This is a genomic window from Massilia arenae (genome assembly GCF_008014745.1).
GTDB classification, from domain to species: Bacteria; Pseudomonadota; Gammaproteobacteria; order Burkholderiales; family Burkholderiaceae_D; genus Telluria; species Telluria arenae.
In genome coordinates this window covers 191,022-215,961 of the sequence record NZ_VPFD01000003.1, presented here as the reverse complement: position 1 = coordinate 215,961, position 24,940 = coordinate 191,022, and the positions used below count along the sequence as shown (strand labels likewise).

Below are 24,940 nucleotides of genomic sequence, written 5' to 3'. Positions count from 1 at the left end.
TAGAGCCGCAGCGGCGCACGCCGCAAAGAACGCATGTTACTCGATTGCGCGCCGGCGCGCCCTGGCTCTCCCGATCGGCCCAGCGCCGGCCGGTGTTGCAATCCGCAGTGTTGCAATCCAGTGCGGGCGGCGCGTGCCATCGCCCGCTGGGCCCGCCAGATTGTTACAATCGCTGCCTGTCCCTCCAGAAATAATTCCCATGTCCACTGCACCACGATTCGGCCTCAACGGGCCGCAGAGCGAAGCCGCGCTATATCTCGACGGCCCATGCCTGGTGCTGGCCGGCGCCGGCTCGGGCAAGACCCGCGTGATCACGCAAAAGATCGCCTACATGATCGAGCATTGCGGCTACGATCCGCGCACCATTGCCGCCCTGACCTTCACCAACAAGGCGGCGCTCGAGATGCAGGAGCGTATCGGCAAGCTGCTCAAGCAGCCCAAGCAGGCCAAGCAGCTGACCGTGTCCACCTTCCACTCGCTGGGCGTCAAGATCCTGCGCCAGGAAGCGGCCGGGGTGGGCCTGAAGGACAAGTTCTCGATCATGGACAGCGACGACTGCTACACCATCGTCTCCGACCTGGCGATGAGCACGGATAAACAGGAAATCCGCGGTATCCAGAACACGATTTCGCTGTGGAAGAACGGCCTGGTCGACCCGGAAGACGCGATCAAGGCGGCGCGCGACGAGGACGAGGCCATGGCCGGGCGCGTCTACCGCAGCTATGTGGCGACCCTGCAGGCCTACCAGGCGGTCGACTTCGACGACCTGATTCGCCTGCCGGTGGAACTGTTCCGCAATAACGAACCGATCCGCGACCGCTGGCAGCGGCGCCTGCGCTATCTGCTGATGGACGAATACCAGGACACCAATACCTGCCAGTACGAGCTGGTCAAGCTGCTGGTGACGGGCGTGGGCAAGAAGCCGATGTTCACGGCCGTCGGCGACGACGACCAGGCGATCTATGCCTGGCGCGGCGCCTCGGTCGAGAACCTGAAAACGCTGGGCGACGATTTCCCCGACCTCAAGGTGATCAAGCTCGAGCAGAACTACCGCTCCACCACCCGCATCCTGCAGGCGGCCAACGCCGTCATCGGCAATAACCCGAAACTGTTCGAGAAGTCGCTGTGGTCGGAGCACGGCCTGGGCGAGCCGATCAAGGTGCTGGGCATGCAGAACGACGACCAGGAAGCCGACCAGGTCGCGATCATGATCTCGTCCGAGCACTTCCAGCGCAAGAACAAATGGTCCGATTTCGCCATCCTGTACCGCGGCAACCACCAGGCGCGCGTGATGGAGCAGGCGCTGCGCAAGGAGCGCATCCCGTACACGATGTCGGGCGGCCAGAGCTTCTTCGACAAGGCCGAGATCAAGGACATCATCGCCTACCTGCGCCTGATCGCCAACCAGGACGACGACCCGGCCTTCATCCGCGCCGTCACGACCCCCAAGCGCGGGGTCGGCATGGCCACGCTGGAAGTGCTGGGCGAATTTTCCAAGCAGTGGAATTGTTCGCTGTACGAGGCGGCGCGCAAGGGCGGCATCGAAGCCAAGCTGGCCGACCGCCAGCTGGGTTCGCTACGCGACTTTTGCCAGTTCATCGCCGAGCTGGAAGACCGCGCCACCCGCCCGGGACCGTCAGGCAGCGGCGACCATGCGGCCGAGGTGCTCGACGACATGATGAAGGAGATGAACTACGAGCATTATCTCTACGAGAATTTCGACGACCGCGCGGCCCAGGCCAAGTGGCAGAACGTGCTCGAGTTCAATAACTGGCTGAAGGAGCGCGGCCGTGGCGGACGCGACCGCGACGGCGAGGAAAAAAACCTGCTCGAGCTGACCCAGATGGTGGCCCTGATGTCGATGCTCGAAGGCCAGGACGAGGAAGAGGATGCGGTGCGCATGTCGACCCTGCACGCTTCCAAGGGCCTTGAGTATCCGCACGTCTACCTGGTCGGGGTGGAAGAGGGGATCTTGCCGCACAAGGGCGATCCTGACGCGTCGGTCGAGTCGATCGCGGCGCGCATCCAGGAGGAACGGCGCCTGATGTATGTGGGCATCACGCGTGCCCAGCGCACCTTGCACGTGAGCTGGTGCAAGCGTCGCAAGCGCGCCGGTGAACTGGTGAATTGCGATCCTTCGCGTTTCATCAAGGAAATGGCGCTGGACGTCGGCGAGGCGGCGCCGATGGAAAGCGAAATCCTGAGCCCAAAGGAAAGATTGGCAAACCTTAAAGCCTTGTTGGCAACACCGAGACCGGTTCCTGAATAAGTTGGAAATAGAACGTTGCGCGTAAGCCTTGGCGGATCGACAAGACCTGCGCACGATTGAAATCGCATTTGACTTCAACTGTCGGGCAAGAAATACTTGCCCGAATGCGAGTTTTTCGATAGCTAAAGTTTCACGGCAATTGCCGTGTGGCAAGCGCAACGTTTTCTTTCCGATCCATGGCCACCGTTTCCGACATCACCAATACCCCGCTCTCGGGCTTGAACCACATCGACGCCCTGCTGGACAAGGGACCCGACTGGAATTACCTCAGCAATTCCAACGCCAACCTCCTGTTCTACACCTTTTCGACGGAGTCGGGCAACGAGGCCGACAAGACCGGCCAGGAAACGTTCAGCGTCGCCCAGCAGGCGGCGACCCGCACCGCCTTCACCTATCTGCAGCAGATCACCGGCATCGAATTCCGTGAAACGGGAACCGGGACGGCCGCCCAGATTCATCTGGCGAACATGGATCTCGAGGGCCAGTACACGACTGGCCTGTGCAGCTGGCAGGCCGGCTACCGCTCGACTTCGGACGGTACGCTGACCGAGTACACGGCGAATGCCTATGTGTACCTGGACAATGCTAACTGGGAGCACATTACCGGGAACCTGACGCCGGGCACCCAGGGCTATGAAACCCTGCTGCACGAGCTGGGTCACGCACTGGGCCTGAAGCACCCTTTCCGCGAGGGTTCGGAAGCGCAGATCGTCTTGCCCAGCAACGAAAACAATACCAGCAACACGCTGATGTCCTACGACTTGCAGGGCGGCTGGTACAGCACCTACCGTCCCTATGACATCGCCGCCTTCAACTGGCTGTACGGTGGCGATGGCCTGCGCGGAGCGCTCGGCATCAACGGCAGCGGCGGACGCTACATCACCGGCAGCTACAAGGACGACGTCCTGGTGGGCACCCAATTCAACGATACTTTGCAAGGTAATGGAGGCAACGATATGATCGACGGCGGAGCAGGAATCGATACGGTGGTCTATAACGGCAACCGCAATAGCTATACCTTCGGCACTTTGGGCGACGGCGCACTGACGGTATCGGGCGCGGAGGGGACGGATACCCTGCGCAATATCGACTGGCTGCAGTTCGCCGACATGACGGTCGAGCGCGCCAACGTGGTGGCGGACACGGTGGCGCCAGCGGCGCCGGTGCTGGCAGTGACGCAGAACGGCAAGGATTACGCGACCACCGGCAACATCCTGCTGCTGAACGGCAGCGCCGAGGCCAACTCGACGGTCAAGGTCTATCTCGGCGACAAGCTGATCGCCACGGCCCAGGCCGATGGCAGCGGCCTGTGGAGCACCCGTTCGACGGATCCCTTCGTGGATAGACGCGACTACCAGATTTTTGCCACCGCCACCGATGCAGCTGGCAATGTCTCCCAGGCGAGCAACCAGGTGCTGTTCCATATCGACTCTACTGCGCCGTCGGTGCCGACCCTAAGCATCGCCGTGGAAGCAGGCAATAACCGTTCCTTGTTCACCGGCACCGGCGAAGCAGGCACAACGATTGAACTATACCGTGATGGCGACTTCATCAAGATCGGTACCGCCACGGTAGGCGGTGATGGCAAGTGGGCGCTGGCCTCCCAGCCACTGCCAAATGGAAACTATAATGTCATCGTAACGTCGGTCGACGACGCAGGTAACGCAACCGCCGGCCAGCAAAGCATGCCGATGACGATCAATCACAGCGGGTTCCAGGCTGGCACGGCAGGCGCCAACACGATCACTAACAATGCCGGCAGTAATGCGATCGATGGCGGTGCTGGCCTCGATGCAGTGGTCTACAGCGGTTCACGCGAGGCCTACACGATCAAGAAGGAAACTTGGGGCTATACGGTGACCGCGCCGAACGGCGAGGTCGACGGCCTGTTCAACATCGAGCGCATCAAGTTCGACGATGGCTGGAAGGCGATTGACGAATCATCGGCCCAGATTTTCCGTCAGTACGCAGCCGTGCTGAATCGTACGGCCGAGGACGAGGGCCTGGGCTATTGGAACTGGCGCATGGATAACGGCACTTCGCTGCACCAGGTAGCCACCGAGTTCATGATTCAGCCCGAGTTCAAGCAGTTGTATGGCGAGAACTCGACCGACCAGGAGTTTATTTATAAGCTTTACCAGAACGTGCTAGACCGTGAGCCGGACACCGGTGGCCTGCTGTATTGGTCGCAGATGATTGGCCAGAACGGACGCGCCCAGATGTTGGTCGATTTCGCCGAAAGTCCAGAAAATAAGGCGAATGTGATCGAGCTGATCGGCCAAGGGCTGGACTTCGTCACCTACACTCCACCGGCCTGACGAGGAACCAGCGTTCAATCTCCTGGCCGGCTGGCATAATGCCGGCTTTGCCGGAGTCCGTCATGACCCAGGAAGACCGTTTCATCAGTCTCGAGATCAAGCTCGCCCAGCAGGAAGACCTGTTGGACGAGCTGAACAAGACCATCTACCGCCAGGAACGCCGCATCGACGGGCTCGAGGCGATGGTGGCCAAGCTGGCCGACCACGTGCGCACCCTGCGCGACGCCGGCCAGGCGCCGCTCAACGAGCGTCCCCCGCACTACTGATTCCTAGCCGCGCCGTGCCAGGTGCCGGCCCAGCCGCTTGCCCAGGCACAGCAGGGTCAGCGTCGGCGGCAGGCCCCACGGCCGCGGGAGCACCGACGCATCGCACACGTACAGCCCCGGTGTGCGCGTTTCCAGGTCGGCGTCGACTCCTTCTCCGATCCGCACGCTGCCGCCCGGATGGGCGGCGAAATGCCAGCTCTTGAACACGTGGTGCGCCCCGGCCTCGGCCAGGATCGCGCGCGCCATGCGCTCGCCCTCGCGCAGGCGCGCGCGGTCGCCCGCGGCCAGGCGCTTGTCGGCCCAGCGCGGCCCGATGCGCCCGCCGATCTCGTCGCGGATCTTGACCATGATGGAGAGGGTGCGCCGGTGCGCGAACAGGCGGTCGATGCGGCCCACCTGGGCCGCGAAGGCGCCGTACATCGGCCGCGGCAGGGTCAGGTCGGCCAGCGCGATGCCCTGTCCGGCATCGTGCCAGCCGGCCGCCATCGGCACTTCGGCGCCGCCATCGAGGCCGTCGACGCTGCCCATCACCGCCACCACCGGATCGCTGAAGAAGGGCGCGTGGCGCGGCCCCAGCGCCGACGCATGCAGGATGCGCGGGCTGCCGACGCCGCCGCCGCTGAGCACCACCAGCGGCGCGCGCAGCGTGCGCAGGCGGCCTTCGTGCTGCAGCTCGACCCCGGCCGCGCGTCCTCCCTCCAGCAGCACCCGCGTCACCCGGCTGTGGGCCATCAGTTGCGCGCCGTGGCGCAGCGCCTCGTCGACCAGGTCGCGCGCGCTCCATTTGGCGCCGAACGGACAGCCATAGGCGCAGCGCCAGCAGCCGCTGCGGCACAGCGCGGGGCGGATCATCTTGTCCAGCTTGCGCCAGTCGACGCCCGCGGCGCGCGCCGCCGCCATGATGCGCGTGGCCATCGGGCCGACCAGGGCGTCGGGCAGCGGTCCGATGGGCAGTTCGGCGCGCAGCTCGGCCAGCGCCGGCGCCAGGTCGATGCCGTACTCCGCGAAGTAGGCGGCCGGCGGCGCGGCGGCGGTGGCGAAGTTGACCGCCGAACTGCCGCCCAGGGTGGTGCCGCCGACCAGCAGCGACGCGTCGCGATGGACGAAGGCGCCGCGGCCCGGCACCGCCGCCATCGCGGCCATCTGCGTCACTGTGCCCGCCAGCGGCGCGGCGCCGCCCTGTTCCAGCAGCAGGACGCGGCTGCCGGTACGGGCCAGTTCGCGCGCCGTGCTGGCGCCGCCGGGACCGGTGCCGACGACGATGGCGTCGATGTTTGAATCGACGATGTTTAATCCGGATATATGCATGGAAGGAAGGGATGCAGGGCCGGCCGATGCTAGCACAGGCGCCGCGTCCGGGGCGTCAATACGGGGTGCCTGATCCTGATACATTGCTATACTTTTTAATTGTTACGGTGGCCTTGCAAGCCTGCTATGATCTTTAGCGCACTGCTGTCGAGCCAGCCCCGGCAGTACCTTCCCTAGTGTTCGCGAAAGACCTCATGATCCGTCCAAAACTGCTCATCGTGGCTGCCAGCGTCGCGCTGGCACATGCAGCCATTGCCGCTCCCGTCCTCGACGCCTCCAACCCCTTCGCCCAGCCCAGCAGCCTGCCGCTGAACTACCCGGCCTTCGACAAGATCAAGGACGCGCACTTCCTGCCGGCCTTCAACGCCGGCATGCGCGAAGAGCTGCGCGAGGTCGAGGCGATCGCCAACGACAAGGCCGCGCCTACTTTTGAAAACACCATCGTGGCGCTGGAGCGTTCCGGCCAGCTGCTGGCGCGCGTGTACGCGACCTTCTCGAACCTGCAGGGCGCTAACACCAACGACACGCTGGACGCGGTCGACCGCGAGATGTCGCCCAAGCTGGCGGCCCACTCCGACGCGATCCACCTGAACCCAAAACTGTTCGCGCGCGTCAAGGCGCTGCACGACAAGCGCGCGTCGCTGGGCCTGGACGCCGAGTCGGTCCACCTGCTCGAGCGCTACTACAAGGAATTCGTGCGCGCCGGCGCCAACCTGTCGAAGGCCGACCAGGCCAAGCTCAAGAAATTCAATGGCGAGATCGCCTCGCTGCAATCGGACTTCCAGCAGCGCGTGCTCAAGGGCGCGAACGCCGCCGCCCTGATCGTAAACACCCGCGCCGAACTGGCCGGCATGAGCGATGCGCAGATCAGCGCCGCCGCCGACGAAGCCGCCAAGCGCGGCCAGAAGGGCAAGTTCGCGATCCCGATCGTCAACACTTCGAGCCAGCCGGCGCTGTCGTTCCTGACCGAGCGCGCCACCCGCGAGCGCCTGATGAAGGCGTCGCTGGAGCGCGGCACCCATGGCGGCCAGTTCGACACCACGGAGCAGGTGCTGCGCCTGGCCAAGCTGCGCGCCGAGCGCGCCGTGCTGCTGGGTTACCCGAACTTCGCGGCCTATTCGCAGGAACTGGAAACCGCGCGCAACCCGGCCGCCGTCAACAAGCTGCTGGGCGACCTGGCCGCGCCGGCCGTCAACAACGCCAGGAAGGAAGCGGCCGAGATCCAGAAGGTCATCGACAAAGAAGGTGGCAAGTACCAGGTCGCGGCCTGGGACTGGCCGATGTACCAGGACAAGGTACGCGCCGCGACCTTCAACTTCGACGAGAGCCAGCTGCGCCCTTACTTCGAATTGAACCGCGTGCTGGTCGACGGCGTGTTCTTTGCCGCCACCAAGGAATTCGGCATCACCTTCAAGCAGCGCAAGGATCTGCCGGTGTACAACCCGGACGTGACCGTGTACGACATCTTCGACGTCGACGGCAAGCCGCTGGCGATCTTCATCTTCGACCCCTATGCACGCGGCAACAAGCAGGGCGGCGCCTGGATGAACGAATACGTCTCGCAGTCGCATCTGCTGGGTCACAAGCCTGTCATCGGCAACCACCTGAACATCCCCAAGCCAGCGGCCGGCGAACCGACCCTGCTGACCTACGATGAAGTGGTCACCACCTTCCACGAGTTCGGCCACGCGCTGCACGGCATGTTCTCGGACGTGAAGTATCCGAAGTTCTCGGGCACCAACGTGCCGCGCGACTTCGTCGAGTATCCGTCGCAGGTCAACGAGATGTGGGTGACCTATCCCGAGGTCCTTTCCAATTACGCCAGGCACCACCAGACCGGCGCGCCGATGCCGAAAGAGCTGCTGGACAAGGTGGTCGCCTCGAAGAAGTTCGCCCAGGGCTACCGCACCACCGAGTACCTGGCCGCGGCGCTGCTCGACCAGCGCTGGCACCAGCTCACTCCGAGCCAGGTGCCGACGGACGTGCTGTCGTTCGAAGCCAAGGCGCTGCAGGATGCCGGCGTGGCCTATCCGCCAGTGCCGCCGCGCTACCGCACCGGCTACTTCTCGCACTCGATGGGCGGCGGCTATTCGGCCGGCTACTACGCCTACCTGTGGAGCGAGCGCCTCGACGCCGAGACCGTCAAGTGGTTCACCGAAAGCGGCGGCCTGACCCGCAAGAACGGCGATCACTTCCGCAAGACCCTGCTGTCGCGCGGCGGCACGGCGGAAGCGATGGACCTGTTCCGCAACTTCCGCGGCCGCGATCCGGAAATCGGACCGCTGCTCGAGCGCCGCGGCCTTACGCGGCCCGGCCTGCTCGAGACCAAGCCGGCCGCAAACTGATATCGCGCCGCCCTCATTCGCTGTCACGAGCAGCGGGTGAGGGCGGCGTGCTATTTGCAGTACTTCTTTCTCACAACGCACAAGAGACACTATGAACCGTCCCCAACTGCTGCTGATCGCAGCCAGCGTCGCCATGGCCACCTTCTCCTTCGCCCAACCGGCGGCTGCGGCCCTGGAGGCCTCGAATCCGTTCGCCAAGCCGAGCACCCTGCAATACGGCTACCCGGCCTTCGACAAGATCAAGAACGAGCACTTCGCGCCAGCGTTTGCCGAAGGCATGCGCCTGGAAGCGGCTGAAGTCGTGAAGATCGCCGACAACAAGGCCGCGCCGACGTTCGACAACACGATCGTGGCGATGGAGCGTTCGGGCGCACTGCTGACGCGCGTGCGTACGGCGTTCTACACGCTGACCGGTTCGTACACCAATGACACGCTGCAGGCGCTGCAAAAAGACCTGGCGCCGAAATTCGCGGCCCACGGCGATGCGATCCGCCTGAACCCGAAGCTGTTCGCGCGCATCAAGACCCTGCACGACAAGCGCGACTCGCTGGGCCTGGACGCGGAATCGAAGTTCCTGCTTGAGCGCTACTACAAGGACTTCGTGCGTTCCGGCGCCAACCTGTCCGATGCCGACAAGGGCAAGCTGAAAGGCTATAACGCCCAGCTGGCCGCGCTGCAGACCCAGTTCAGCCAGAACGTGCTGCGCGAAGTGAACGCCTCGGCCTTCGTGGTCGATACCCGCGAAGAGCTGGCCGGCCTGCCTGAGAAGGCGATCGAAGCGGCCGCCGTGGAAGCGAAGAAGCGCGGCCTGGACGGCAAGTTCGTGATCCCTGTCGTGAACACCACCCAGCAGCCGCCGATGTCGCAGCTGAGCACCCGCGGCACCCGCGAAAAGCTGCTGAACACCTCGATGATCCGCGGCGCCCGCGGCGGCGAGTTCGACAACCGCAACGTCGTGCTGCAGCTGGCCAAGCTGCGCGCCGAGCGCGCCGAACTGCTGGGTTACGACAGCTACGCGGCTTATTCGCTGGAAGACCAGACCGCCAAGGACACCGCCTCGGTCAACAAGCTGCTGGGCGACCTGACCGCGCCGGCCGTGCGCAACGCCAAGAAAGAAGCCGCCGAGATCCAGGCCGTGATCGATGCCGAGAAGGGTGGCTTCCAGGTCGCAGCCCAGGACTGGAACTACTACAGCGACAAGGTGCGCACCGCCAAGTACGCCTTCGACGCCAACCAGCTCAAGCCCTATTTCGAGTTCAACAACGTGCTGGAGAAGGGCGCCTTCTTCGCCGCCACCCAGCTGTGGGGCATCACCTTCAAGCAGCGCACCGACCTGCCGACCTATGATCCGGACGTGCGCGTCTACGACGTGTTCGAGGAAAACGGCGAGCACCTGGCGATCTTCGTGATCGACCCGTATGCGCGTTCGAACAAGCGCGGCGGCGCCTGGATGAGCTCCCTGGTCGACCAGAGCTTCCTGCTGAACCAGAAGCCGGTCATCACCAACAACCTGAACCTGACCAAGCCGGCCGCCGGCGAACCGACCCTCTTGAGCTGGGACGAAGTGCGCACCACCTTCCACGAACTCGGCCACGCCACCCACGGCTGGTTCTCGAAGGTGAAGTACCCACGCTTCTCGGGTACCAACGTGCCGCGCGACTACGTCGAGCTGCCGTCGCAGGTCTACGAGATGTGGATGGCCTGGCCTGAGGTCCTCTCCAGCTACGCCAGGCATTACCAGACCGGCGCGCCGATGCCGAAAGAACTGCTGGACAAGCTGCGCGCCGCCCAGCGCTTCAACGAAGGCTACCGCACCACCGAGTATCTGGCTGCCGCGGTGCTGGACCAGAAATGGCACCAGCTGGGCTCCAAGCAGATGCCGAGCGACGTGATCGCCTTCGAGAAGCAGGCACTGAAGGACGCCGGCCTGGACTTCGCACCGGTGCCGCCGCGCTACCGCAGCACCTACTTCTCGCACGCCATGGGCGGCGGCTACTCGGCCGGCTACTACAGCTACCTGTGGGCCGAGCGCCTGGACGCCGATGCCGGCGAATGGTTCAAGGAAAACGGCGGCCTGCTGCGCAAGAACGGCGACGTGTTCCGCCAGAAGGTGCTGTCTAGGGGCGGCACCATGGACGCGGTCGACATGTACCGCGACTTCCGCGGCCGTGACCCGGTCATCGAGCCGCTGCTGGAACGCCGCGGCCTGAACTAAGCTGGCCCGGGAAGCCGGCCCCGCGCCGGCTTCCTTCTGCATCATCTTCACAACGAGAAGCAAACAATATGAAACGTACCCACTTCCTGCTGGCCGCCGCCGTGAGCGCCGCCGTTCTGAACATCGCCCACGCGGCGCCAGCGGCCCAAGCCGCCGCGCCAGTCGCCGCCTCGGCCAAGTTCGACGCATCGAACCCGTTCGCGAAAGAGAGCACCCTGCCGTTCAACTACCCGGCCTGGGACAAGATCCGCAACGAGCACTTCGCGCCGGCCTACGCCGAAGCGATGCGCCAGCACGCCGCCGAGATCGAGAAGATCGCCAACAACAAGGCCGCGCCGACGTTCGAGAACACCATCGTCGCGATGGAACGCGCCGGCCGCATGCTGGCGCGCGTGAGCACCGCCTTCGGCACCCTGTCGGGCTCCTACACCAACGACACCCTGATCGCCCTGGGCCGCGAGATGGCGCCGAAGCTGTCGCAGCACAGCGACGCGATCCGCCTGAACGGCAAGCTGTACCAGCGCATCAACACCCTGTACAACAAGCGCGACAGCCTGAAGCTGGATGCCGAGTCGGCCTACCTGCTGGACCGCTACAACAACGACTTCGAACGCGCCGGCGCCAAGCTGTCCGAAGCGGACAAGGTCAAGCTGAAGGAGTACAACAGCAAGCTGGCCGCCCTGCAGACCCAGTTCGCCCAGAACACGCTCAAGGAAGCCAATGCCTCGGCGCTGGTGGTCGATACCCGCGAAGAGCTGGCCGGCATGAGCGACAAGGCGATCGACGCCGCCGCCGCGGAAGGTAAAAAGCGTGGCCTGGACGGCAAGTTCGTCATTCCCGTGGTGAACACCACCCAGCAGGCCGCCCTGTCGGTATTGACCCACCGCGACACCCGCGCCAAGCTGCTGTCGGCATCGATGGCGCGCGGCAGCCGCGGCGGCGAGTTCGACACCCGCCAGACCGTGCTGCAGATCGCTAAGCTGCGCGCCGAGCGCGCCGTGCTGCTGGGCTACCCGAACCACGCCGCCTACAACCTGGAAGAGCAGACCGCGAAGACCACCGACGCCGTCAACGCGCTGCTGGGCGAACTGGCTACGCCGGCCGTCAACAACGCCAAGAAGGAAGCGGCCGACATCCAGAAGGTGATCGATGCCGAGAAGGGTGGCTTCAAGGCCGCCGCGCATGACTGGGCCTTCTACAGCGACAAGGTGCGCGCCCAGCGCTATGCCTTCGACGCCGGCCAGCTGCGTCCCTACTTCGAGATCAACCGCGTGCTGGTGGACGGCGTGTTCTTCGCCGCCAACAAGGAATTCGGCCTGACCTTCAAGGAGCGCAAGGACCTGCCGGGTTACAACGAAGACGTGCGCACCTTTGACGTGTTCGACGTCGACGGCAAGCAGCTGGCGATCTTCACCTTCGATCCGTACGCGCGCTCGAACAAGCGCGGTGGCGCCTGGGCCAACGCCTGGGTCCCGCAGACCAAGCTGCTGGGCACGAAGCCGGTCATCGCCAACAACCTGAACGTGGCCAAGCCGGCCGCCGGCGAGCCGACCCTGCTGACCTACGACGAAGTGCGCACCACCTTCCACGAGTTCGGCCACGCGCTGCACGGCATGTTCTCGGACGTGCAGTACCCGCGCTTCTCGGGTTCGCGCGTGCCGCGCGACTACGTCGAGTTCCCGTCGCAGGTGAACGAGATGTGGATGGCCTGGCCTGAAGTGCTGGCGAACTACGCCAAGCACTACCAGACCGGCGAGCCGATGCCGAAGGAATTGCTGGACAAGGTCCAGGCCTCGGCGCAGTTCAACGAAGGCTTCCGCACCACCGAGTACCTGGCCGCGGCGCTGCTGGACCAGGCCTGGCACCAGCTGGCCCCGAACCAGATCCCGCAGGACGTGCTGGCCTTCGAGGCTGAAGCGCTCAAGAAGGCCGGCGTCGACTTCGCCCTGGTGCCGCCGCGTTATCGCAGCACCTACTTCTCGCACACCTTCTCGGGCGGCTACTCGGCCGGCTACTACGGCTACCTGTGGGCCGAGAAGCTGGACGCCGACACCGTCGAATGGTTCAAGGCCAACGGCGGCCTCACCCGCAAGAACGGCGACCACTTCCGCAAGACCCTGCTGTCGCGCGGCGGCACGCTGGATGCGATGCAGATGTACCGCAACTTCCGCGGCAAGGATGCGGACATCAAGCCGCTGCTGGAGCGTCGTGGTTTGACTGGCGAGTGATGTCGGAACCGGTCGTGGCGACATGACCGGTAGCTATCACCGCGTGGGCGGCACAGCCGTCCACCCTACGTGTTCCTGCTCCCGCCCCCCATGGCTTACAATGAAATCGAGCCAACACCGGAGACCACGATGCAACCCGAACACGATGCCGACCTGAAGGCACGCCTGAAAGCCCTGCACCGCGAACTGCAAGAAACCGGCGAGACCGACGTCGAACTGGAAACACTGCTGCGCCAGCTCGATGGCGACATCGAAAAAGTGCTGGAGCGCCGCGCCGAGCAGCAGCTCGACGCCAATACCTATGGCCTGGGCTCGCGCACCCAGGAACTGGCGGCGCGCTTCGCCGCCCGCCACCCGCGCGTCGAGTCCGGCCTGCGTGAACTGGGGCAAATCCTGTCGAATATGGGCATCTGACGTAGGCGAATAAGCCACAAGTCATTGATTTTAAGCCATTTTTCGGGGCGGTTCGCTGCTCCAAAAATGGTTTTCCGGTACAATGCCGGCCAATGAACTCCCCAGCCAATCTCTTTGCGACGGTCGCCAAGCGCTCCAGTCGCGGTGCAACTGCACCCTTTCTCCCGATGTCCCGCGCCGAAATGGACAAGTTGGGCTGGGATTCGTGCGACATCATCCTGGTCACGGGCGACGCCTATATCGACCACCCGAGCTTCGGCATGGCCCTGGTCGGCCGCCTGCTCGAAGCGCAAGGCTACCGCGTCGGCATCATCAGCCAGCCTGACTGGACCTCGGTCGAGCCATTCCGCGCGCTGGGCAAGCCCAATCTGTACTGGGGCATCACCGCCGGCAATATGGACTCGATGGTCAACCGTTATACGGCCGACCGCAAGATCCGTTCCGACGACGCCTATACCCCCAACGCCGAACCGAACAAGCGCCCCGACCGCGCCGTGACCGTGTATTGCCAGCGCGCCCGCGAAGCCTTCCCCGGCGTGCCGGTGATCGCCGGCAGCATCGAGGCCTCGCTGCGCCGCATCGCCCACTACGATTACTGGTCGGATAAAGTGCGCCGCTCGGTGCTGTTCGAGTCGAAGGCCGACCTGCTCATCTTCGGCAATGCCGAACGGGCGCTAGTCGACCTCACCCGCCGCATCGCGGCCGGCGAAAACATCAAGACCATCCGCGACCTGCGCGGCACCGCCTTCCTGGTGCCGCAGGGCTGGCTGCCGGACGAAGAGTGGTCGGTGCACAACTCCACCCGCGTGGACGTGCCGGGCCGCATCGACAAGCAACCGAACCCGTACGCGATGGCGCTGGAAGATCCAAAAGCCTGCGCGCTCGACAACGCCGCACCGGAGCCGGTCGCCAAGCCCGTCATCATCATGACGCGCGAGCAGCGCCAGGCCGCGGCCCGCGAAAAGGCGGCCAAGACCGTGGTGCGCCTGCCGTCGTTCGAGACCGTCAGCGAAGATCCGGTGATGTATGCGCACACTTCGCGCGTGTTCCACCTGGAATCGAATCCGGGCAATGCGCGCGCGCTGGTGCAGGGTCATGGCGACCGCGACGTCTGGCTCAACCCGCCGCCGCTGCCGCTGGCGATGGACGAGATGGACAACGTCTACGACCTGAACTACGCACGCGCGCCGCACCCGAGCTATGGCAAGGCCCATATCCCGGCCTGGGAAATGATCCGTTATTCGGTCAACATCATGCGTGGCTGCTTCGGCGGCTGCACCTTCTGCTCGATCACCGAGCACGAAGGCCGCATCATCCAGAGCCGCTCGGAGCCGTCGATCCTGCGTGAGATCGAGCTGATCCGCGACACGACCAAGAACTTCGCCGGCACCATCACCGATCTGGGCGGCCCGACGGCAAATATGTACCGCCTGGCCTGCAAGGAAAAGAAGATCGAGGAGAGCTGCCGCCGCCTGTCGTGCGTGTACCCGACCATCTGCTCCAACCTGGGCACCGACCACAGCAAGCTGATTTCGCTGTACCGCAAGGCGCGTGCGATCCCCGGCATCAAGAAGATCCTGATCGGTTCCGGCCTGCGCTACGACCTGGCCGTGCGCTCGCCCGAGTACGTGAAAGAGCTGGTGACCCACCACGTGGGCGGCCTGCTCAAGATCGCGCCGGAACACACCGAAGCCGGCACCTTGTCGAAGATGATGAAGCCGGGCATCGGCGCCTATGATGAGTTCAAGCGCCTGTTCGACAAGTATTCGCTGGAGGCCGGCAAGAAGCAGTACCTGATTCCCTACTTCATCGCGGCCCACCCCGGCTCGACCGACGAAGACATGCTGAACCTGGCGCTGTGGCTCAAGAAGAACAACTTCAAGCTCGACCAGGTGCAGACCTTCACGCCGACGCCGATGGCAATGGCGACCACCATGTACCACTCGGGCAAGAATCCGCTGGCCAAGGTGACCGAGGATTCGGAGATCGTCGAAACCGCCAAGAGCGGCAAGACGCGCAAGCTGCACAAGGCTTTCCTGCGCTATTACGATCCGGAGAACTGGCCGATCCTGCGCGAGGGTCTCAAGCGCATGGGGCGTGGCGACTTGATCGGCAATGGCGAGCGGCATCTGATTCCGCCGCCGGGCGGCGAGTTGCCGGGTGCCGCGCGTGAGGAGCGTCGTCCGGCCGGTGCGCCGCCGAAGGGGCGTGTGATCGAGGTGGCGCCGAAGCGGGCCGTGCCAGGCGGCGACCGCCGCAGCCAGCGTGTGCCGGCCGCGCGTTCGACCGGTGCGCCGGCAACCAAGGCGGCGCCGTCGATCCTGTCGACCATCAAGTCCAAGCCGAAGACCGTCAGGAAGTAATCATGCCTCAGGGGGCGCGCTGGACGTCGCGTTCAGCGCGCCATTCGGCGTCGGCGCCCCGCGCCGCTCGCGCGCGATATCCAGGTCGACACTGGCCTGCCTGGTCCGTAAGGCCCGCGCATACCGATGCCTTGCCCGCAGCCGCGGATTGGTCACTAGTGTCCCCAGCGTCTCGCCAATCACCATCACCACCCCCAGCAGCGGCAGCACCAGCATCAATCCCACCACGCCCGCCAGCATGCCGCCAATGAAAATCATCAGCACCGTCACCAACGGGTGGATGTGCAGGCTGCGCCCCAAGGTCAGCGGCATGAACAGGAAATCGTCCAGCAGCCGCACCAGCACGAACACCCCGATCGCTCCATAGGCCATCAGCGGATTGCCCGGCGCATCGGTCGACGCGACGATCACCACCAGCACGCAGCCGGCAATCGACCCGACGAACGGCACCCAGGCCAGCACCGCCGAGATCAGCCCCAGCAACAACGGCGACGACACCCCGATCACCCACAGGCCCAGCGCCAGCACCAGCGTGTCGAGCACGGTCAGCTTGAGCAAGCCCTCGAAATAGCGGCGCGCGGTCTGGTCGACCTCGTGCAGCAGGTACAGCGCACGCTCGAAATAGGCATTCGGCACCGCCCGCGCCAAAAACTTCTTGAAGCGCACGCCGTCGCGCAGCAGGAAGAAGGTGAGGAAGGGCGCCAGCAGCAGCGATGGCACCCAGGTCATGACGCCGACCACGATGTCGCCCAGGTGGTTCTGCGCGAAGTCGTTGGTATAGGTGGTGAACGCCATGTCGACGGTCGAGGTCAGGCGTATCTCGGCAAGGATCGGGAAGCGCGCCTCGAGCATGGCCAGCGAGGTGCGCACGAAGGCCACGCCGCCATCCAGGTACAGGCCGATGGTCGCTTCCCACGAGTCTTCTTCCGGTCCGTCGCTCCAGCTCAGGGCCAGCGCCAGCGCCAGCGCGGCCAGCGTAAAGAACAGGGTGCAGACCCAGACCGCGGCGGCATTGCGGCTGAAGCCCGAGCGCACCATGCGCTGCATCGGTCCCAGCAGGATGTAATAGAGCACGGTGCCGAAGATGAAGGGCAGGAATAGCCACAGCAGTTGCTGGACCACCAGCAGCAGCAGGCAGGTGGCGGCGACGATCCCGGTCCAGACCACGGGACCGGCGCGCTCGGGGCCGTTGACGATGCCCGGCACCGGACTCATAGCGCTTCCAGTTGCGGCCGGCCGGTACCCATCCATTCGCGCAGGCGCAGGCCAATGTGGCGCGCCAGCGCCAGCGAGATCTTGTAGCCGAGGACGGCGTCGGTCTCCATCAGGCCCAGGAAGTCGGCGCGGAAGAACACCGCTACCTCGCAGGGCTCGAGCGCGCGCGCCTGGGCATTGCGCGGCGAGTTGTCGAGCAGGGCCAGGTCGCCGAAGAAGCCGCCCGGCTCCAGCTCGGCCACCACTTGGGTCATGCCCTCGTGCAGGCGGCTGATGCGCATCCGGCCGCTCATCAGGAGATACAGGGCCTGGCCTTCCTCTCCTTCGTCGAAAACGATCTCATCCTTTAGATAGCGGCGTTCGTGCAGCAATCCATCGACAATCTTCAGTTCCAGCGGCGTCAGCGCACTAAATAGGGAAGAACTCTTCAGCCGGTGCAGGCGCGGCGACATCCGAGGGGGCTTGAGGAAACGAAAAATCACTAGTGCTCCGGCATGGTGCGGTGTGTTGTCTGTTTGATTATCCGCGATTGGATGCTGCTACGCATCAAAAAGCGTCAGCCGCGCACAACAGTGTGGCATTTGTCCATACATCTACCAAACGTGCGCGCCATGTTTTTGGAAAGCGTGTAACATAAATTCTTTAAGGCAACATTAGTTGCTGCGATGTTATGTGCTGCGCGAGCCGTCGCGCGTGGCCCCGCCAACGTTCCGAAGAGGACAGGCAGTGATCGATATACAGACTTTTCTTCTTGCGCTCGGGATCGGTAACGTCGGCTTTGCGATCCTGATGGCAGGATATACCTACGGCGCCGACCGCAATCCGGGTTTGCAGCTGTGGATGTGGGCGCGCCTGGGCATGGGACTGAGCCAGCTGGCCGGCTGGGCTCGCCCCATGCTGGACCTGCCGTTCCTGGGCGGCCTGGAAGGCATCGGCTGGATCCTCGCCGTGTCGCTCGAGATGGCCGCCTACTGCGTGTTCTTCGGCTTCACGCGCTGGGGCCGGATCGTCTTGCCGGTTGCCGTGCTGTCGTCCACGGTGGTGGTCGCGGCCGGCATTCACGGCGCCAGCCACGCCCAGCTCAGCGCCCTGGTGGCGGGCGTGGTGGCGCTGTTCGCCGCCGCCATGGCCTGGGTGCTGCTGCGCCGGCGCCATGCGTCGCTGCTGCAGCGGATCATCGGCATCAACGACGCGCTGTTCGCCGTCGCGGTCGCGCTGTGGGCCGGCTCGGTCCTGCTGGGCAAGGGGCCGTTCGACCATGTGCTCGCGCGCGAAGCCGCCTATCTTACCGGCTACCTGCTCATGATCGTCAACGGCTTCGGTTTCCTCTTGCTGTGCAAGCAGAAGGACGACGCGCGCATGGCCAGGCTGGCGTCGACCGATTGCCTGACCGGCCTGCCCAACCGCCATGCCTTTTTGGAGCGCGCCGAGCGTGCGCGCCTGGCGGCCCAGCGCCAGCGCCATCCGCTGGCGCTGATGATGATCGACATTGACCACTTCAAGCAGATCAACGACCGCTGGGGCCATGCCAGCGGCGATGACGCCCTCAAGGTATTCGCCCGCACCGCGCGCGACGTGATGCGCGAGCACGAGACCATCGGCCGCCTGGGCGGCGAGGAATTCGCGATGATGCTGCCCGGCGTCGACATCGACGCCGCAGTGCAGGCGGCCCAGCGCCTGCGCCGGGCGGTGCGCGCGGCCACCGTGATCACCAGCGGGCCGAGCTACACGATGACGGTCAGTATCGGCGTGGTGGTGCTCGATCCGAACGAAGACCTGAGCGCGGCGCTGGCGCGCGCCGACCATGCCCTGTATGCGGCCAAGCGCGCGGGGCGCGATCGGGTGGAAGTCGGGGATCCGGTACGCAGGAGGGCATGACGACGAAACGGACGCGGAAAAAGAAAAAGGGTCCGACGAATCGGACCCTTCTTCCTTGATGCTGGCGGAGCGGACGGGGCTCGAACCCGCGACCCCCGGCGTGACAGGCCGGTATTCTAACCAACTGAACTACCGCTCCGTTTACTCTGATCGTACCTTCGATCGACCATCGAGATGCTTGGTGGGCGCTGAGAGGCTCGAACTCCCGACCTAATCCTTGTAAGGGATCCGCTCTACCAACTGAGCTAAGCGCCCATCTCGGTGGTTTCTGTCTGACGCTTGTCATTGCGTCCGAAGAGGCCCGAATTATAGAGGTTGGGTTTCAAGGTCTGCAAGGGTTTTTCGAAAAATATTCAAAAACCTTTTTTCGACCCATGACGGATGGGGCGGAAGGCGTAGCCCGAACCGGCACATCTGCATGTGTTGTAATCAAGGCGTAACGTTCGATATTTACTTGCCGTCGCACATACCCATCACGGACAATACCGCCTTTGACAAGTCGGCAACCTTAAAAACATCGCAAAGATGTGCGCCTCAGATGCGCTGCCGAGGGCGGGTCATATCCGCTCGCGCACCCGGCGGGGGTAGCGTCCATAAGAAGAGGAACGGGGACATCGGTTCTTTTTTTAATCACCAGGAAAACATTCCATGACCAAGATGTCCAAGATGCACAAGCGCGTTATCGGCGCGCATGGCGCAATGCTGGCGCTGTCCGCCGCGTTGCCGATCGCACCGGCGTTCGCCCAGACGACCGAGTCCAACCAGTCCCTCCAACTGCAATCCGTGACCGTGACGGCCCAGCGCCGCACCGAGAACATCCGCGACGTGCCGGTCTCCGTCACCGCCCTCAAGGGCGACAAGCTGGATGTGCTGGTCTCGGGCGGCGACGACATCCGTCTGCTGGCCGGCAAGGTGCCGAGCCTGAACGTGGAATCGTCGAACGGCCGTACCTTCCCGCGCTTCTACATCCGCGGCTACGGCAACACCGACTTCAACACCTTCGCCTCGCAGCCGGTCTCGCTCGTCTATGACGACATCGTGCAGGAGAACCCGATCCTCAAAGGCTTCCCGATCTTCGACCTGGCCAGCGTCGAAGTGCTGCGCGGCCCGCAAGGCACCCTGTTCGGCCGCAACACCCCGGCCGGCGTCGTGAAATTCGAATCCGAGAAGCCGAACCTGAAGAAGGTCGAGGGCTACTACAACCTGTCGGCCGCCTCGCACTACACGATGAACGCCGAAGGCGCCGTCAACGTGCCGCTGTCGACCAATGTGGCGATGCGCGTGTCGGCCGTCGGCCAGCACCGCGACGACTACGTCAACAACTTCAGCGACGTCGCCAAGACCCGCAAGACCGGTGAACTGGACGGCTACAACGAACACGCCGAACGCGTGCAGTTCTTGTACAGCAAGGACGGCTTCAGCGGCCTGCTGGGCTTCCACCAGCGCCAGACCAACGGTAGCGCGCGCCTGTTCCGTGCCAACCTGATCAAGAAGGGCAGCAACACCTTCGCCGACGGCACCGACCTGGACGACATCGTTACCAACGCCCAGAACTTCCAGAGCCTGAAAACCAACGGCATCAACCTGCGCCTGCAGTGGGACCTGGGCAACTACAAGCTGCACTCGATCACCGGTTACGAGCACATCGTCGACTACTCGAGCCGCGGCGACATCGACGGCGGCACCCCGGCCGGTCCGGGCTTCATCCCGTTCCAGGTCGAGACCAACGGCTATATCGAGAACCTGGACCAGTACACCCAGGAGTTCCGCCTCGAGTCGGCCTACGCCGGCCCGTTCAACTGGCAGACCGGCCTGTACTTCTTCGATGAAGACGTGACCGGCGGCAGCGACAACTTCAACAGCACCACCTATGCGCGCACCTCGCGCCTGCGTTCGAACCAGAAGAACGAAGCCTGGGCCGCCTTCGCATCGGCAAGCTACGACCTGACCCCGGACTGGACCGTCCGCGGCGGCCTGCGCTACACCAAGGACAAGAAGGACTTCCGCACCATCGAAGCGGACAACGTCGTCCAGATCGGGCCGTCGTCGGTGAAGGAAGACAAGGACAAGATCAGCTGGGACGTGTCGGCCACCTATAAAGTGACCCCGACCGTGAACGTGTATGGCCGCGCCGCCACGGGCTTTCGCGCGCCGAGCATCGCCGCCGCCTCGGCCGAAGTGCCGATTACGATCGCCGATTCGGAAACCATCAAGTCGTTCGAGCTGGGCGTGAAGGCCGACCTGTTCGACCGCCGCGCACGCACCTCGTTCTCGATCTATGACTACACGATCGAAGACCAGCAGCTGACCGTGGTGGGTGGCAACTCGAACGTCAACCGCCTGATCAACGCCGACAAGACCAAGGGCAAGGGCGCCGAGTTCGACTTCGAAGCGGCCGTCAGCACCGCCCTGCGCGTGAGCGCCGGCGCCAGCTACAACTACACGCAGATCCGCGACGGCAGCTTGTCGGTGAACAAGTGCGCACAGTGCACCATCACCAACCCGCTGAACGCCCTCGGCCGCGTCGTCATCGACGGCAACCCGCTGCCGCAGGCGCCGCGCTGGACCTTCAACGCGACCGCCCGCTACGGCGTGCCGTTCCGTGACGGCGAGCTGTATGTCTTCACCGACTGGTCGTATCGCAGCAAGATCAACTTCTTCCTGTACGAGGCGACCGAGTTCACCGGCGCGCCTCTGACCGAAGGCGGCGTGCGCGTCGGCTACATCTTCGGCAACGGCAAGTACGAAGTCGCCGCGTTTGGCCGCAACATCCTCGACCAGCGCCGCATCACCGGCGCCATCGACTTCAACAACCTGACCGGCTTCACCAATGAGCCGCGCCAGTGGGGTATGCAGTTCAAGGGCAATTTCTGATCGTGTAGCAGTCAGTTAGCCTGAACCGGAGGGCCGCGCATTGCGCGGCTCTTTTTTTCGTTTTGGCTCACCCGCTCATGGATAAAAACCATAAGTGTGACATGAATATTTATCTGCTAATTACCATATTCACAATGCATACTTGTTCAATATCTTTATTGTGGCAATAAATATTCTGCATATTTAACGATTTGCCGAAGAAGTCATGTTTTTGCCGGATGTGCCGAGTTAACCGTTGTATGCACGCCGAAAACGATTGGAATTTCTTCCTGCCGATTCTTTCTTTCACCTACGCTGAGTTCGCCGCCTCGAGACGGCACCGGCACTGCCGGTCCTACAACGACACAAGCGAGCCATCGCTTGACGGAAAACCTTGAAGAAGGAAGAACCATGAAGCAGACGCATTCGATTCATCCGACCGTGTTGAAGATGTGTGCAGCGGTCGCGCTGGCGCTGGGAACCGGATCCGCCCTCGCGGCCGCCGGCGAGGCCGGCAGCGGCGCACCGCAGTCCGTCGCGCAGTTCGTCGTGGAGACAGACCGTATCATCGTGAAGTACCGCGACTCGCAGGCTGCCGCCAGCGGCGCCGTGGCCCGGGTCGCCAGTGTGAGCGCCGACCGTAAGGCAAAGCTCGACCGCGCCGGCCAGCAGTTCGGCGTGGTGGTCAAGGAAAGCCATGCCATCTCGACCGGCGCCCAGGTGTTCAAGCTCGACCGCCGGCGCCACCTGAAGGAAGTCGAATCGCTGGCCGCCGAGATGATGGCGCGCGATCCGGCCATCGAATACGCCGAGCCGGACCGCATCATGACGCATATGGCGACGCCGACCGACCCGCGCTACACCGACCAGTGGCACTACTATGAAACCGCCGGCGGCCTGCGCCTGCCGACCGCCTGGGACAAGTCGACCGGCAGCGGCGTGGTGGTGGCGGTGATCGACACCGGCTACCGCCCGCACGCCGACCTGTCCGGCCAGCTGTTGGCCGGCTATGACTTCATCAGCACCGCCACCATCGGCAACGACGGCAATGGCCGCGACAGCGACGCCAGCGATCCGGGCGACGCCGTGGTGGCCGGCGAATGCGGCAATGGCCAGCCGACCCGCGACCAGGGTTCGAGCTGGCACGGCACCCACGTCGCCGGCACGGTGGCGGCGCGCACCAATAACGGCGCCGGCGTGGCGGGCGTGGCCTACAACGCCAAGGTCGTCCCGGTGCGCGTGCTCGGCAAGTGCGGCGGCTACACCTCCGACATCGCCGACGCGATCACCTGGTCGTCGGGCGGCAGCGTGTCGGGTGTGCCGGCCAATGCCAACAAGGCGCGCGTGCTGAACCTGTCGCTGGGCGGCGGCGGCGCCTGCGGCGCGACCACCCAGAACGCCATCAACGGCGCCCGTTCGCGCGGCGCGGTGGTGGTGGTGGCCGCCGGTAACGACGCCGTCAACGTCAGCAACGCCAGCCCGGCCAACTGCTCGGGCGTGATCGCGGTAGCTGCCACCGGCCGCACGGGCGGGCGCGCTTCGTACTCCAACTATGGCACCCTGGTCGACGTGGCGGCGCCGGGCGGCGACGGCGCCAATGGCGTGCTGTCGACGCTCAACACCGGCACCACCGCGCCGGCCTCGGACAGCTACGCGGCCTACCAGGGCACCTCGATGGCCACGCCGCACGTGGCGGGCGTGGCGGCGCTGATGCTGGCGCTGAACGCCAACCTGACGCCGGACGACATCGAGTCGAAACTGAAATCGACGGCGCGCGCCTTCCCGGCCAGCTGCTCGGGTTGCGGCACCGGCATCGTGGACGCCACCGCGGCGGTCAATGCGGCCACCACCGGCGGCGCGGCGGCCACCACGCTGGCCGAGAGCGAGGCGAACAACACCACCGCCACCGCCGATCCGGTCACGGTCGGCAACACGACGGTGAACGGCAACCTCGGCTCGACCACCGACACGGATTACTTCCGCGTCGACCTGCCGGCCGGTAAAACGCTGAGCGCGGTCCTGACCCCGGGCCTCTCCAATGCCGACTACGACCTGTACGTGTACAACGGTTCGGGCACCCAACTGGGCACCAGCCAGAATGGCGTCGGCGCGGTGGACAGCGTCAGCGCCAGCAATACCGGCACCAGCGCGTCGACCCGTTACGTGCGCGTGACCTACTACAGCGGCGGCACCGGCGCCACCAATGGCAAGTACAGCCTGAAGCTCACCTGGTAAGCGCGTCGGCGCCAGGATGAGGTGAACGCGCGGTCTCGGCCGCGCGTTTTTTTTGCCGGTACAGTCCCGGCGCGCTGCCGCTGCTGCGCTTGAAAGCGGCGCTGAACGCGCTCTCGGACGCATAGCCGAGGCGCCAGGCGAGGGTGGCGAGCGGCGTGTCTTCTTCATGCAGCGCCTTCCGCGCCAGCCGCATGCGCCAGGCCTGCAGGTACTGCAGCGGCGCCATGCCGACCAGCTGACGAAAGCGCTGCGCCAGCGCCGAGCGCGACATCGCGGTTTCGCGCGCCAGTTCCTCGACACTCCAGCGCCGCTCGGGCGCGCCGTGCAGCAGGCGCAGCGCGGGGCCGATCTTCGGGTCGGCCAGGGCGCCCAGCCAGCCGTGCCGCGCGCCGCCCGGTTCGCGCAGGGCCTGCACCAGGGCAATGCGCGCCAGGCCGTCCGTCACCAGTCGCGCGCCCGCATCCGGCGCGCCAGCCTCCCGGCCATACAAATCCAGCAGCGCGCGCAGCGCCGGCGCGGCCTGCGCATCCGCACGGATGTGCAGCTCGGGCGGCACCACCTGTTCCAGCAAGTCGCATTGAGAGGCGTCGAATTCGAAGCGGCCGGCGATCATCTCCATGCCGTCCGCGGCGTTCGGATCGCCCCATGTGGTCGCACCGCCGAGCAGCGCCGCGAAGTGCGCCGGGCCATCCTGGGCCGGCAGTGCAAGATCGGTGGCCGCGACATAAGGCCGGCCGCTGCGCATCAACAGGCAGTCGCCCGCCTCGAGCCGATAGGGATGGATGTCGCCCTCGACCTGCACGAACAGGACGCCGCGCAGCTGGGCGATGAATTTCAGGTAGGGGTACGCAGGAAAGCGCAGCGCCCACGGGCCGCCGGCCCTCATGCGCAGCGCGGCGCCGCTGCGCACCTGGAGCAGGGCCAGCACGTCGGAGAGCGGATCGGAAGGTAAGTCTGGACGGTCGCGCATGAACGGTGGAGGACGCAGCATGGTAGGCCGCGCCGCCCGATTCTACACTGGCCTCATCGATTT

15 protein-coding genes and 2 tRNA genes are annotated in these 24,940 nt (G+C 64.7%); 11 read left to right on the top strand and 6 right to left on the bottom strand.

What is annotated here, in order from left to right; translation table 11 throughout:
- Nucleotides 1-199: 199 nt before the first annotated feature.
- The 3 genes from FVD38_RS03570 (at nucleotide 200) to FVD38_RS03560 (ending at nucleotide 4,853) form a co-directional block, all read left to right on the top strand.
- Entirely contained in the window at nucleotides 200-2,269 is a 2,070-nt protein-coding gene (locus FVD38_RS03570) for a UvrD-helicase domain-containing protein (protein ID WP_147933552.1), read from the top strand.
- A 176-nt stretch (nucleotides 2,270-2,445) separates the two neighbouring features.
- A complete protein-coding gene (locus FVD38_RS03565) occupies nucleotides 2,446-4,587 on the top strand; it encodes a DUF4214 domain-containing protein (RefSeq protein WP_147933551.1) in 2,142 nt (713 codons plus the stop codon).
- A 62-nt stretch (nucleotides 4,588-4,649) separates the two neighbouring features.
- A complete protein-coding gene (locus FVD38_RS03560) occupies nucleotides 4,650-4,853 on the top strand; it encodes a SlyX family protein (RefSeq protein ID WP_123068043.1) in 204 nt (67 codons plus the stop codon).
- A gap of 3 nt (nucleotides 4,854-4,856) precedes the next feature.
- On the opposite strand, the gene FVD38_RS03555 is transcribed toward FVD38_RS03560, so the two are convergent.
- A complete protein-coding gene (locus tag FVD38_RS03555; RefSeq protein WP_147933550.1) occupies nucleotides 4,857-6,161 on the bottom strand; it encodes an FAD-dependent oxidoreductase in 1,305 nt (434 codons plus the stop codon).
- A 194-nt stretch (nucleotides 6,162-6,355) separates the two neighbouring features.
- On the opposite strand from FVD38_RS03555, the gene FVD38_RS03550 reads away from it, so the two are divergent.
- From FVD38_RS03550 to FVD38_RS03530, 5 genes are all read left to right on the top strand, one after another.
- On the top strand, nucleotides 6,356-8,506 hold the full coding sequence (locus FVD38_RS03550) for a M3 family metallopeptidase (RefSeq protein WP_147933549.1): 2,151 nt from the start codon (nucleotides 6,356-6,358) through the stop codon (nucleotides 8,504-8,506).
- Between the two features lie 91 nt (nucleotides 8,507-8,597).
- A complete protein-coding gene (locus FVD38_RS03545) occupies nucleotides 8,598-10,721 on the top strand; it encodes a M3 family metallopeptidase (protein WP_147933548.1) in 2,124 nt (707 codons plus the stop codon).
- A 68-nt stretch (nucleotides 10,722-10,789) separates the two neighbouring features.
- Nucleotides 10,790-12,949: a M3 family metallopeptidase gene (locus FVD38_RS03540; RefSeq protein ID WP_147933547.1), complete on the top strand. Its 2,160-nt coding sequence runs from the start codon at nucleotides 10,790-10,792 to the stop codon at nucleotides 12,947-12,949.
- Between the two features lie 129 nt (nucleotides 12,950-13,078).
- Complete coding sequence (locus FVD38_RS03535; protein ID WP_137171525.1) at nucleotides 13,079-13,363, top strand: DUF4404 family protein; 285 nt, start codon at nucleotides 13,079-13,081, stop codon at nucleotides 13,361-13,363.
- A gap of 92 nt (nucleotides 13,364-13,455) precedes the next feature.
- The gene (locus tag FVD38_RS03530) at nucleotides 13,456-15,726 is read left to right on the top strand and encodes a YgiQ family radical SAM protein (RefSeq protein WP_147933546.1); all 2,271 of its coding nucleotides are present in this window, start codon (nucleotides 13,456-13,458) and stop codon (nucleotides 15,724-15,726) included.
- On the opposite strand, the gene FVD38_RS03525 is transcribed toward FVD38_RS03530, so the two are convergent.
- Together FVD38_RS03525 and FVD38_RS03520 are read right to left on the bottom strand one after the other, a co-directional pair.
- Nucleotides 15,727-16,941, bottom strand: coding sequence for an AI-2E family transporter (locus FVD38_RS03525; protein ID WP_147933545.1), 1,215 nt, complete (start codon nucleotides 16,939-16,941; stop codon nucleotides 15,727-15,729).
- Complete coding sequence (locus FVD38_RS03520) at nucleotides 16,938-17,423, bottom strand: cyclic nucleotide-binding domain-containing protein (protein WP_123069549.1); 486 nt, start codon at nucleotides 17,421-17,423, stop codon at nucleotides 16,938-16,940. The genes FVD38_RS03525 and FVD38_RS03520 overlap by 4 nt, the downstream gene beginning before the upstream one ends.
- A 244-nt stretch (nucleotides 17,424-17,667) precedes the next feature.
- Between FVD38_RS03520 and FVD38_RS03515 the strand changes: the two genes are divergently transcribed.
- On the top strand, nucleotides 17,668-18,819 hold the full coding sequence (locus FVD38_RS03515; RefSeq protein ID WP_147933544.1) for a GGDEF domain-containing protein: 1,152 nt from the start codon (nucleotides 17,668-17,670) through the stop codon (nucleotides 18,817-18,819).
- 62 nt (nucleotides 18,820-18,881) lie between these two features.
- On the opposite strand, the gene FVD38_RS03510 is transcribed toward FVD38_RS03515, so the two are convergent.
- Nucleotides 18,882-18,958, bottom strand: a tRNA-Asp gene (locus FVD38_RS03510).
- Between the two features lie 40 nt (nucleotides 18,959-18,998).
- Nucleotides 18,999-19,074, bottom strand: a tRNA-Val gene (locus FVD38_RS03505).
- Nucleotides 19,075-19,467: 393 nt separating this feature from the next.
- Here FVD38_RS03505 and FVD38_RS03500 point away from each other — a divergent pair.
- A complete protein-coding gene (locus FVD38_RS03500) occupies nucleotides 19,468-21,693 on the top strand; it encodes a TonB-dependent receptor (RefSeq protein ID WP_147933543.1) in 2,226 nt (741 codons plus the stop codon).
- Nucleotides 21,694-22,083: 390 nt separating this feature from the next.
- Nucleotides 22,084-23,907, top strand: coding sequence for a S8 family peptidase (locus tag FVD38_RS03495; protein WP_147933542.1), 1,824 nt, complete (start codon nucleotides 22,084-22,086; stop codon nucleotides 23,905-23,907).
- Here the strand turns inward: FVD38_RS03495 and FVD38_RS03490 are convergent.
- A complete protein-coding gene (locus FVD38_RS03490) occupies nucleotides 23,897-24,898 on the bottom strand; it encodes an AraC family transcriptional regulator (RefSeq protein WP_147933541.1) in 1,002 nt (333 codons plus the stop codon). The two genes, FVD38_RS03495 and FVD38_RS03490, sit on opposite strands and share 11 nt — an antisense overlap.
- Nucleotides 24,899-24,940 lie beyond the last annotated feature (42 nt).